Annotated in this window: 11 protein-coding genes and 1 pseudogene; 6 read left to right on the plus strand and 6 right to left on the minus strand. The window is 66.9% G+C overall.

The features are described from left to right. Window positions 1–48: 48 nt before the first annotated feature. Window positions 49–492 carry a copper chaperone PCu(A)C gene (locus tag AC04L7_RS05665; protein WP_435999641.1) on the minus strand — a complete coding sequence of 148 codons (444 nt, stop codon included), beginning with the start codon at window positions 490–492 and terminating at the stop codon, window positions 49–51. Between the two features lie 38 nt (window positions 493–530). Between AC04L7_RS05665 and AC04L7_RS05670 the strand changes: the two genes are divergently transcribed. Continuing rightward, the gene (locus tag AC04L7_RS05670; RefSeq protein WP_435999643.1) at window positions 531–1,310 is read left to right on the plus strand and encodes an enoyl-CoA hydratase/isomerase family protein; all 780 of its coding nucleotides are present in this window, start codon (window positions 531–533) and stop codon (window positions 1,308–1,310) included. 17 nt (window positions 1,311–1,327) lie between these two features. Here AC04L7_RS05670 and AC04L7_RS05675 read toward each other — a convergent pair whose 3' ends face one another. The 3 genes from AC04L7_RS05675 to AC04L7_RS05685 form a co-directional block, all read right to left on the minus strand. Beyond that, window positions 1,328–2,185, minus strand: a complete 858-nt coding sequence (locus AC04L7_RS05675) for a sulfurtransferase (protein ID WP_435999645.1) — start codon at window positions 2,183–2,185, stop codon at window positions 1,328–1,330. Continuing rightward, window positions 2,182–2,985 carry a CoA pyrophosphatase gene (locus AC04L7_RS05680; RefSeq protein WP_435999647.1) on the minus strand — a complete coding sequence of 268 codons (804 nt, stop codon included), beginning with the start codon at window positions 2,983–2,985 and terminating at the stop codon, window positions 2,182–2,184. Before AC04L7_RS05680 ends, AC04L7_RS05675 begins: the two co-directional genes overlap by 4 nt. A 100-nt stretch (window positions 2,986–3,085) precedes the next feature. After that, window positions 3,086–3,787 carry an FKBP-type peptidyl-prolyl cis-trans isomerase N-terminal domain-containing protein gene (locus AC04L7_RS05685; protein WP_299342852.1) on the minus strand — a complete coding sequence of 234 codons (702 nt, stop codon included), beginning with the start codon at window positions 3,785–3,787 and terminating at the stop codon, window positions 3,086–3,088. A gap of 163 nt (window positions 3,788–3,950) precedes the next feature. Between AC04L7_RS05685 and AC04L7_RS05690 the strand changes: the two genes are divergently transcribed. The 4 genes and pseudogenes from AC04L7_RS05690 to AC04L7_RS05705 form a co-directional block, all read left to right on the plus strand. Beyond that, window positions 3,951–4,733 carry an enoyl-CoA hydratase/isomerase family protein gene (locus AC04L7_RS05690; RefSeq protein WP_435999649.1) on the plus strand — a complete coding sequence of 261 codons (783 nt, stop codon included), beginning with the start codon at window positions 3,951–3,953 and terminating at the stop codon, window positions 4,731–4,733. Window positions 4,734–4,747: 14 nt separating this feature from the next. After that, the gene (locus AC04L7_RS05695; protein WP_299342850.1) at window positions 4,748–5,113 is read left to right on the plus strand and encodes a hypothetical protein; all 366 of its coding nucleotides are present in this window, start codon (window positions 4,748–4,750) and stop codon (window positions 5,111–5,113) included. Then, window positions 5,110–5,775 (plus strand): endonuclease III, encoded by a 666-nt coding sequence (nth, locus tag AC04L7_RS05700; RefSeq protein WP_475512661.1) that lies wholly within the window; start codon window positions 5,110–5,112, stop codon window positions 5,773–5,775. The genes AC04L7_RS05695 and nth overlap by 4 nt, the downstream gene beginning before the upstream one ends. A gap of 68 nt (window positions 5,776–5,843) precedes the next feature. After that, window positions 5,844–5,945: pseudogene (locus AC04L7_RS05705) on the plus strand (endonuclease III); the annotation flags it as partial. 66 nt (window positions 5,946–6,011) lie between these two features. Here the strand turns inward: AC04L7_RS05705 and AC04L7_RS05710 are convergent. Beyond that, on the minus strand, window positions 6,012–7,577 hold the full coding sequence (locus AC04L7_RS05710) for a M28 family metallopeptidase (protein WP_436001053.1): 1,566 nt from the start codon (window positions 7,575–7,577) through the stop codon (window positions 6,012–6,014). Window positions 7,578–7,831: 254 nt separating this feature from the next. After that, the gene (locus AC04L7_RS05715; RefSeq protein ID WP_475512662.1) at window positions 7,832–9,130 is read right to left on the minus strand and encodes an OprO/OprP family phosphate-selective porin; all 1,299 of its coding nucleotides are present in this window, start codon (window positions 9,128–9,130) and stop codon (window positions 7,832–7,834) included. 434 nt (window positions 9,131–9,564) lie between these two features. Here AC04L7_RS05715 and pstS point away from each other — a divergent pair. Then, window positions 9,565–10,516, plus strand: a 952-nt coding sequence (gene pstS, locus AC04L7_RS05720; RefSeq protein ID WP_475512663.1) for a phosphate ABC transporter substrate-binding protein PstS, incomplete at its 3' end; no start/stop codon positions are given.

A 10,516-nucleotide genomic window follows, 5' to 3' on the forward strand; every position in this document is an offset into this window, starting at 1 on the left:
GGATCTACGGTCGCGACTGACGTCGCTCCTACAACAAGCCGACGGATCTCAGGGCGACGACTTGCGCACCTCGAAGGTCACGGGCAGCGAACGGCCATCGGCCAACTTCAGCGTGATCACGGGCCTCTCGCCCGCCACCAACGACTGGTCGGCGCCATGCAGCATCAGGTGCAACCCGCCCGGCTTCAGCTCGACGGCCTTGCCTGGAGCGACGGGTAGCGCGGTCACTTCGCGCATGCGGCTGACGCCGTTCTCTTCGCGCGTTTCGTGCAAGGACACATCCTGGAAAGCCAGGCTTTCCGCGCCGACGATACTGACCGGCGTCCTGCACGGATTCTCGATGCGCACGAAGCCGGCCATCATCGGCATCGCGGCCGGCGGCAGGCGCACCCATGCCGCCTTGGCCACTGGGAGGCACTCCGCGGCATCGGCGGTCGCCATGCACGACAGCATGAGGGTGGACAGGCATAACATTTCGACGCGACGGTTCATGCGCCTATGATACCGGCCTGGCTTCAGGGAGAGGATGAATGACGACCGGACTCATCGAGACCATCGACCACGGCGACATCCGCGAGATCCGACTGGCGCGCGCACCGGTCAATGCCCTCAACACCGAGCTGTGCCGTGCGCTGATCGATGCGCTCAACGCCGCTCTGGATCACGGCGCGCGCGGCATCGTGCTGGCGGGCAATCCGAAGATTTTCTCCGCCGGCATGGACGTCCCTTATCTGCTGTCGCTTGGCGACAACCGCAATGCGCTGCTCGATGCCTGGCAAGCCTTCTTCGGTGCAGCGCGCACGCTGGCCGAGTCACGTGTCCCCGTAGTGGCTGCTCTCACCGGGCACGCACCCGCAGGCGGCTGCGTGCTGGCGCTGTGCTGCGACTACCGGGTGATGGCCCGCAGCGCGGATCCAGCGCGCCCGTTCGCACTCGGGCTCAACGAAACCCAGGTGGGCCTGGTGGTGCCGGAAGGCATCCAGCGGCTGATGCGCCGCGTGGTCGGTTCCTACCGCGCGGAGCGGCTGCTGGTCGCGGGCGAAATGGTGCCGGCCGAGGGGGCGCTGGAGATCGGACTGGTCGATGAGCTCGTCGACCAGGACAACGTCACGGCGCGTTCCATCGCCTGGCTGCAGCAATTGCTGCGGCTGCCGCATCAACCGATGCTGCAGACCCGCACCCTCGCCCGTCGCGATCTGGTCGAGGCACTCGATCCGTCGTTGATCCAGTTGGAGCGCTTCGTCGATGCCTGGCATGCGCCCGATACGCAGGCAGCCCTGCAGGCGCTGGTGGAAAAACTGAAGAAGTGACGTGAAGCGGGGTCGCGTCAGTCGCCGCGTGCGACGGGACGCGACGGATCGCTGATCCAGCCACTCCACGAGCCGGGATAGATCCGGGCGCCATGCAGGCCGGCATGCTCGAAGGCGAGCAGCAGGTGGCAGGCCGTCACGCCGGAGCCGCACATCAGCACGCTATCGCTGGCGGCGCGCGTGCCCAGTAAAGCAGCAAGCTCCGTGCGCAGCGCTTCCGCAGGCCTGAAACGGCCGTCATGCAGGTTCTGTGCGAACGGCCGATTGAGGGCGCCGGGTACGTGCCCGGCGACCGGATCGATCGGCTCGACATCCCCACGGAAGCGTTCTGCCGCGCGTGCGTCGAACAGCCAGCCGCTGGCTTCGCCCAGGCGCGAGGTCACTTCCTCCGCGCTGGCGAGCCGACGCGTGTCGAAGTGCGACGGGTACGGCGCCTCCGATGCCACCGGCGCGCTATCGGCCGTCTCCTTGCCGCCGAAAGCACGCCATGCAGCCAGGCCACCGTCGAGCACGGCGACGCGCTCATGCCCCATCACCTTCAACAGCCACCACAGGCGTGCCGCGGCCATGCTGCCGTCGCCCGCGTCGTACACCACCACCTGGTGCCCGGGTCCGATTCCCCACGCCCCCAGCGTGCGCGCGAAGGCATCGCTGTCAGGCAGCGGATGCCGTCCCTCTCCCGTCTTAGAAAGGTCGGAGAGATCGTGATTGAGATGGGCGTAGACGGCACCCGGCAAGTGCGATACGAGGTAGGCCTCGCGTCCCGCATCGGGCGCGGCGTTGAGCATCACGAAGCGCGCATCCACCAGCTTCAAGCGCGGATCGCCGAGCACGGCGGACAGGGAAGACGCGTCGACGAGGGTAGTCCAGTTCATTCGAGCTGCTCCAGCCGTTCCCGCAGGTTGAAGAGGATGGCCGCCGTCGCACCCCAGATACGCTGTCCCGGCCATGCGTATTCGAGCACTACCCGCCGGCGCCCGCGATAGTCGACCTCGACACGGCGCAGATTGTCCGGCGACAGCAGGTAGTCGAGCGGGACCTCGAACACGTCGGCCACTTCATTGGGGTCGGGCACCGGCACGAAGGCCGGATCGATCAGGGCGACAACCGGCACCACGCGGAATCCACTGATCGTGGTGAACGGATCGAGGAAGCCGAGTGGCGTGACCAGCGATGACGGCAGCGCGATCTCTTCGTGGCTCTCGCGCAGCGCGGCAGCGACGGCATCGGCATCCGTCGGCTCGATGCGTCCGCCGGGGAAACTGACCTGTCCGCCGTGATGGCGCAGGCCATCCGTGCGGCGCGTCAGCACCACCTGCGTGCCCTCCTTTCGCGGCACCAGGCCCGCCAGCACCGCGGCTTCGGCCAGGGGCCCGGGGGGGAGCAGGTCGATCAGTTCGCCATGGTTCCAGCCGGCTGCACGGGGCACCTCACCCAGCGGATGCAGTGCGCGGCGCAGATCGCCGCCCTCGCGCAGCCGACGCTCGAGCGGCACGCGACCCTGCTCGCGTGCGGGCAGCACGTGTTCCATCAGACGCAGGCGTTCGTCATCGTTCATCTGCGACCAGCGCGCGATCTCGGCCGTGGTGCGGAGGCAACCTTCGCACAGCCCGTCATTGTCCAGCGTACAGACGCCGATGCAGGGGCTGAGCACGGCGCGGAATGCGGTAGTCATGTCTTCGGGCACCTGCGGAGGGTAACGCGATGCGTCGCCCAGCGCGGAAACGCACTGCGCCGGCACTAGGCCGGCGCAGAGGGTGTAGCGACTGCTGGAATTACTTGACGCTGACCAGCTTGATTTCGAACACGACGGCCACGTTCGGGGGGAAGCCCGTGCGCGGGTCCGCGCCATACGCCTTGTCCGGCGGCAGCGCGACTTCCCACTTGGAACCGGCGGGCATCTGCAGCAGCGCTTCGCGCATCGCCGCCATCTCGACCGCACTGACCTTCAGGTCCTTCATCTGCTGCGCCGGACGCGCTTCCGCCGGACGCTGGCCGAACGGATACGGACCGGACACCAGCAGTTCAACCGTGCTCGCCTGGGTCGGCTTGGCGCCGGTGCCGTTCTCCAGCACCTTGTACGCGACACCGCTCGGCAGGGTCTTCACGCCCGCCTGGCCCTTGAACGTGCCGATGAACTGGTCGCTCTTCGTCTTGTTCTCGGCGGCGACCTTGTCGTACTCGGCCTTGGCCTGCTGGGCGCGCGACTGCTCGCGCTTCTGGAAGGCTTCCAGCGCGGGCTTCAGCTGGTCGGCGGTCAGAGCCGGCTGCTTCTTGGCGTAGGCGTCCTGCAGGCCCTTTACCACGGAATTGATGTCGAGCTGCTCGCCACGTGCGGTCAGCTCGGCAAGGTTGTTGCCGTAGTCGTAACCGAAGTAGTAGCTCAGCTTGCCTTTCTCGGACGAGACGTCCTGGGCCAGGGCGCTACCGGCCATGGCGAATGCCGCAACAGCGACCGCAATCGAACGCAACTTCATCAACACACTCTCCGATATGGCGACGGCGGCATACCGCCTGGAATGGACGCGCTAGGATAGCCGCCGGGGCGCTTAACCGCCACTGACGACAGGCTGCTCAGACCGGGCCCTGCGGGCGGAGTTCCGAATTCACCCAAATTTTACAAATCGACGCGAAAAACCCATGTCCGAACCTCTTGTCCTGGTCGCCGATGACGCCGGCGTCCGTCGCCTCACCGTCAATCGCCCCGACAAACTCAATGCCCTCAATGCGGCCACGCTGGACGCGCTGCAGGCCGCGTTCGACGACGCCGCGCGCGATCCCGGCGTCCGCGTGGTCGTCCTCACCGGTGCGGGGCCCAAGGCCTTCGTCGCGGGCGCGGACATCGCGGAGATGGCCGACCTGCGCGCGACCGACGGGCGCGACTTCTCGCTGCGCGGCCAGCGACTCATGCGCACCATCGAAACCTTGCCCAAGCCGGTGATCGCCATGATCAACGGTTTCGCACTCGGCGGCGGGCTCGAACTGGCGATGGGCTGCCACCTGCGCATCGCAGCGGACAGCGCCAAGGTGGGGCAACCGGAAATCAACCTGGGCCTGATCCCCGGCTTCGGCGGCAGCCAGCGGCTGCTGCGCCTGGCCGGGCGCTCGGCGACGCTGGAATTGTGTCTGCTCGGTGCGCCGGTGACGGCCGAGCGCGCGCTCCAGTTGGGTATCGTCACCCGCGTGGTGCCGGCCGCGGAACTGGACGCCGAGACACTGAAGATCGCGACCCAGCTTGCCGCCTCCGCACCGCTCGCGCTGCGGGCGACGCTCGACATCGTCAACATCGGCGGGGAATGCGGCATCGAGGAAGGCCTGCAGTACGAGAGCGCGCAGTTCGGCCTGATGTTCGCCACCGACGACATGCGCGAAGGCACGCGTGCGTTCATAGAACGACGCAAGCCTGCGTTCACCGGTCGCTGAGGCGGGAATCACGCGTGCCGGCCATCGCCTGCCCCAGCTGCGATCACGCGCGCATCCTGCGAGCGCACCTCACGGCCGACGATGTCGATGCCGCGATCGAGGGGGGCCTGATGGCGTTCCAGCCGTGCGACTGCGCGGGCGACGCAGTCACCGCTGTCTTGCAGGCCCAGCAGCGCCTGCGGACGGCCTGGGCCGCCAGGGCGCGTTACCGGCAACGTCAGGCGCGACTGGCATGCCGCGCGGCGGAGCGTGAGGCGCGTCGATTGAAGGTGAGCGACGTCGCCAGCGACATCAAGGTCGCGCGACCTGCCCTGCCCTCAGGCGCCGCCGCGATCCTGGCCCGCGCGAAGGCGAAGGCGGCGGAAAGGATGAAGCCGTGACGCGTGCAGCCCGGCGCAGCGCTACGCTCACCCGCGCCGAGGTCGTGGAGCTGTTCTCACGGCTTCRCGAACTCAATCCGAAGCCGACCACGGAACTGGAGTACAGCACCCCGTTCGAACTGCTGGTGGCGGTGACGCTATCCGCCCAGGCGACGGACGTGGGCGTGAACAAGGCGACGCGACGGCTGTTTTCCATCGCCAACACGCCGGCCGCGATCCTTGCCCTGGGCGAAGACGGGCTGAAGAAATACATAGCGACCATCGGCCTGTTCAATGCCAAGGCGAAAAACGTCATCGCCACCTGCCGCATCCTGATCGACGACCACGGCGGTGAGGTACCGCGATCACGAGCAGCACTGGAAGCCCTGCCTGGCGTAGGACGCAAGACCGCGAACGTGGTGATGAACACCGCGTTCGGCGAACCCACCATCGCCGTGGACACCCATATCTTCCGCGTCTCGAACCGCACGGGACTGGCGCCAGGCAAGGACGTGCGTGCGGTGGAGGACCGGCTGGTGAAGGTGGTGCCGGCTGAGTTCACGCAGGATGCGCACCATTGGCTGATCCTGCACGGACGCTACGTGTGCAAGGCCCGCAAGCCGGACTGCCCGCAATGCGTTATCCGCGATCTTTGCCGGTTCAAGGACAAGACTGTCGCTTGATGCGGCAATAACACCTGCCGCCGGCGCGGCCCTGTTGCAGACGGCGCACGCAGGCTGTTGCGGGCCGGCTGATCCTGCACGGACGCTACGTGTGCAAGGCCCGCAAGCCGGACTGCCCGCAATGCGTTATCCGCGATCTTTGCCGGTTCAAGGACAAGACCCTCGCCTGACGTAGCGTGCGCCATGCGCACGACATCGCATTGCCGGATTCCACGCGTTCGTGCGCGCAGCGCACGCTACGGCGCGTCGCGCTCGATGAAGGGCTTCCGGGGCAGGCGCTCTTCGCGCATCGCGGCGTGCCAGGCGAACGAGGCGATGATGGCCGCGGCCTGTTTCAGGTCTTCCGGCACCACGTGATCGTACGTGTCGAGATGCGTGTGGTGGACGTGGGTGAAGTAGTCCGCCGGATCCTGGACGAACTGGAATCCCGGCAAACCGACGCGGTCGAACGAAATGTGGTCGGTGCTGCCGGTGTTGCGCGTGGTGACGATGGTGGCGCCGAGATCGTTGAACGGTTCCAGCCAGGCCTTGAAGATCGGCACCGCCGCATGGTTTTCCTGCGCATAGATGCCGCGGATGCGCCCGGTGCCGTTGTCGAAGTTGAAGTAAGTCGAGAACCGATCGTAACCACGCTGGCGCTGCAGCGGGCCGGTACCTCGCTGGTAAGCGCGCGGCAGTGCCTTCTGTTCCGGATCGGTCGGTGCGGGATAGTCCGCCAGATGCCTGGCCACGTACCCGGCCGAGCCGTTCAAGCCCTGCTCCTCACCGCCCCACAACGCCAGCCGGATCGTGCGCCGCGGTTTCGCACCGACCGTCTTGAGGATGCGCATGGCCTCCATCATCACGACCACGCCCGCGCCGTTGTCGCTGGCGCCGGTGCCCGTGTGCCAGGAATCCAGGTGTGCGCCGATGATGACCAGCTCGTCCGCCTTGCCGCTGCCGGGAATCTCGGCAAAGGTGTTGGTGGCTGGCAGGTCCTCTGCGCTGGTGAACGCAGAATCGACGTCGATGCGCAGGCGCACCGGTTGCTTGCCCTGCACCGCACGCACCAGCGGGTTGTAGTGCTCCGCGGGAAGCACCAGCTCGGTCACGCCGACCGGTTCGCCGGCCTTGCGTGCGCCACCGCCGGTCGCGCGGATGATGCCGTTGTCCCACGAACTGATCGACAGCGTGGCCAGCACGCCCTCTTCGGCGAAGAACTCGTTCAGCGCCTTGCTCAGCGCAGTACGCTTGCGGTATTCGTCGAGGCGCTTCTGCTGGGCGTCGGGCGCGGCGTCTTCCGGCATGGGAAACGTCTGCAGCTCGCCCAGCTCGGCCTCGCTGTAGCGACGGAAGTCGTTCTTGTCGGACGGCTTGTAGGCGCGCGCTTCATCGACCAGCACGATGCGGCCGCGCAGCTTGCCGCGCTGCTTCCCGATGTCTTCCAGCGTCTTGAACGACGCCAGCACGACCTCGCCTTCGACCGGTCCGTCGGTACCGCGTGTCCAAGCCTTGGGCAGCGCATGGACCGGCAACTGGCGCGGCGACAGCATTTCGACGCGGGACGCACGGAAGGCCCAGCCTCGGCCGAAGGCCGGGTCGTACACCTCGTCATGCACGTTCGCGAGTCCCCAGCCGGACAGCTTGCCGCGCGCCCACGCGCTGGCCGCCGTGTAGTTGGGCGAATTGGTCAGGCGGGGACCGATGGTCTCGGTCAGCTCCTTGAGGTTCGCGGCCGCCTGGGAGCGATGGAGCGCCTCGCTGCGGATCTTCGCCACCATGTCCAGGTCGACGGGCTCGGCGGCCCGCGCCGCCCCTGCCATCGACAGGCCCGCCCACAACGCCACGCCAAGAACACTCGCCGAATGCTTCACCACGCCCCCTGGTTCGAAAAGGATCCCCATCCCTCGGCGACCCGGCCGTGCCTGGGTGCCACCGCCAGTGTCGCCGCCCCGTGCGTGACGGCCCCCTGCCAATGGTCATGGTCGCCGGCATCCCCGCTCCAGAAACGACAAGGCCCGGGAGACGATCCCGGGCCCTGCGTTCACGCGGTCGCGGACATGGCCGCGCGACGGTCTTACCAGGCGAACTGCGTGCGCAGCGCGTACTGGGCGGTCTCGTCGCCGGTGACTTCGTTGTCGCCCTGCGTGTAGTTGAACATGAAGCGCAGGTTCGGATTGACGTAGTAGTTCACGCCGAGGATCCAGCTGGTGACTTCGCGGTTCAGCGTTTCGTTCTCGACATAGTCGTAGCGGCCGGTCAGTTCCCACAAACCCTTGTCGGCGACCTTCGGCGAACCGAACACGCCGGTGGCGCCCTTGTACGGCTTGTGTCCGCCGTTGAGCATKAAGCTGCCCTGTACGTAGTACGTGGTCACATCCTGGTCGCGGCCCAGCGGCTGGCCGAAGGTCGCATCGGCGTACTCGGCCTGGAAGAAGGCCGGGCCGAACGAACCGGCGGCTTCCACCGCCATCACGTCGACGGTGTTGCGGCTGGCGCCGGTCGTGGTGGCGATCACCTGCGACGGACCGCGACGGCCGGCGTAGTTCGAGGTGGCGACCAGGTCGGCCGAACCGAGGTTGTTGTTCTCGGTGCTGTACCAGGCGCCGAAGTGCAAGGTGTTGTTGTCGTTGTTGATCGGGGCCCAGGTCACGCGGCCGGCGGCACCGGTGCCTTCGTTGCGCGTGGCGGCCGCGCCGCGCAGGTTGAACACGCTCAGCCCGGCGGTGTAGTTCTCGCCGGCGCGCAGGTAACCGACGCCCTGCTGGAACTGGCGGCCGGAGAACAGGCCGGTGGCGGAAGAGAACGGCCGCTCCATCGTCAGCAGTTCGTTGGAGCTGGTCAGTTCCTCCATCGCACGGTAGGGCTTGAAGTGGCCGATGGTGAACTTGCCGCCGAGCGCGGACTTGGCGATGTAGGCATCGCGCAGGCCGTCGAGGTTGGTGCCGGCGCCGAAGTCCTGCTCCATCTTGTATTCCCAGCCGTAGGCCTTGCCGGACAGGGTCAGGCGCGCGCGGCGGAATTCGGTCGTGCCGGTGGTGCTGGCGATGTCGCGATCGAACGCGTAGGTGTCGAAGTGGATGCGGCCGCCGATGCTGGCCTCGAACTTGCCGTCGGCCGAGGTCACCTTGACGCCGCCCTTGGTGTCGATCTTCGGAGAGCCGGTGGTGATCTTGTCGAGCTGCGCCGCCGTGTCCAGGTTCACGTCGGACTGCGCGTCGGTGCGCTCTTCCAGCTCGGCCACCTTGGCCGACAGCGCTTCCAGCTGCGCCTTCAGTTCGGCGATCGTCTGATCGCGGGAGTCGGCGGCGGACGCCGAGAAGCTGGTGCTGCCCATGGCGACGGCAAGCGCGGCGGCCAGGAGGGAATAACGCATGGTGACTCTCCGAGTGGAATGGGAAGTGAAAGCGCAGGCTTCGTGGGCGACCCGCTTCGTTTCCGAGATCACCTTCGGAAATCATTAAGCGCCCGTCAAAGATGCGCTAAAGGATGGGAGTGAAATCTTGCAGTCACATGTGAGTTTCATGACCGATGTGTGACAGCGGCGCCGTGGCCCCCAGGTGATCCCGGCTCGAAGGCGATGCATCTAAATGTATCGCGCCTTCAGAGGCAGATTGGATCGACATCGCCGGCGCATCCCCACCTTCGGCCCTTGCCCGCATCGATGCCATCCCGGCCTGGAGGTGCGGAGGCCGCCCAGCGTCACGCGACTGTCGCAATGCCGACACCGGGCTGTCACACAAACGTCGTGGAATGGCCACCCAACGGGCATGCCCGTCCTTCCACCCTGCCTTCTCCCAGGAGATTTCCGTGCTCAACTCGATCAAATCCCGCGTCGCGCTGCTCGCGCTCGCCTCGGCCTTCTCGGCGCAGGCGTTCGCCGCCGACGTGACCGGCGCTGGCGCGTCGTTCGTGTATCCGGTGATGACCAAGTGGTCCGCCGACTACGCCAAGGCCACGAACAACCGCGTGAACTACCAGTCGATCGGTTCGGGCGGCGGCATCGCGCAGATCAAGGCCGGCACGGTGGATTTCGGTTCGTCCGACGCGCCGCTGAAGCCGGAAGAGCTGGCCAAGTACGGCCTGGCCCAGTTCCCGTCGGTGATCGGCGGCGTGGTGCCGGTGCTGAACGTCGCCGGCCTGAAGCCCGGCCAGCTGAAGCTGGACGGCCCGACGCTCGCCAACATCTTCCTGGGCACCATCAAGACCTGGAACGACCCCGCCATCGCCGCCCTGAACCCGGGCCTGACCCTGCCGGCGCAGCGCATCACCGTGGTCCGTCGCTCGGACGGCTCGGGCACCACCTTCAACTTCGTCAACTACCTGTCCAAGGTCAGCCCGGAGTGGAAGACCAAGGTGGGCGAAGGCACCACCGTGCAGTGGCCGACCGGCGTGGGCGGCAAGGGCAACGAAGGCGTGGCCGCCTACGTGAAGCAGATCAAGGGCGGCATCGGTTACGTCGAACTGTCGTATGCGCTGCAGAACAAGATGGCCTACGCCAGCCTGAAGAACGCCTCCGGCAACTTCGTGCAGCCCAGCGACGAGACCTTCGCCGCCGCCGCCGCCAGCGCCGAGTGGGCCAAGTCCAAGGACTTCTACCTGGTCATGACGAATGCGCCCGGTGCGAACTCCTGGCCGATCACCGCCACCAACTTCATCCTGATGTACAAGGCGCCGAAGAAGGGCAACAAGGACGCCCGCGACTTCTTCCGCTGGGTCTACGCCAATGGCGACGCCCAGGCCAAGTCGCTCGACTACGTGC

This window comes from Pseudoxanthomonas sp. LjRoot204_2 (assembly GCF_056175765.1).

Bases quoted from the DNA above. Each gene is read 5' to 3' on its own strand.
- AC04L7_RS05665 (WP_435999641.1), bottom strand. From the start codon at position 492: ATGAACCGTCGCGTCGAAATGTTATGCCTGTCCACCCTCATGCTGTCG.
- AC04L7_RS05670 (WP_435999643.1), top strand. From the start codon at position 531: ATGACGACCGGACTCATCGAGACCATCGACCACGGCGACATCCGCGAG.
- AC04L7_RS05675 (WP_435999645.1), bottom strand. From the start codon at position 2,185: ATGAACTGGACTACCCTCGTCGACGCGTCTTCCCTGTCCGCCGTGCTC.
- AC04L7_RS05680 (WP_435999647.1), bottom strand. From the start codon at position 2,985: ATGACTACCGCATTCCGCGCCGTGCTCAGCCCCTGCATCGGCGTCTGT.
- AC04L7_RS05685 (WP_299342852.1), bottom strand. From the start codon at position 3,787: ATGAAGTTGCGTTCGATTGCGGTCGCTGTTGCGGCATTCGCCATGGCC.
- AC04L7_RS05690 (WP_435999649.1), top strand. From the start codon at position 3,951: ATGTCCGAACCTCTTGTCCTGGTCGCCGATGACGCCGGCGTCCGTCGC.
- AC04L7_RS05710 (WP_436001053.1), bottom strand. From the start codon at position 7,577: ATGGCAGGGGCGGCGCGGGCCGCCGAGCCCGTCGACCTGGACATGGTG.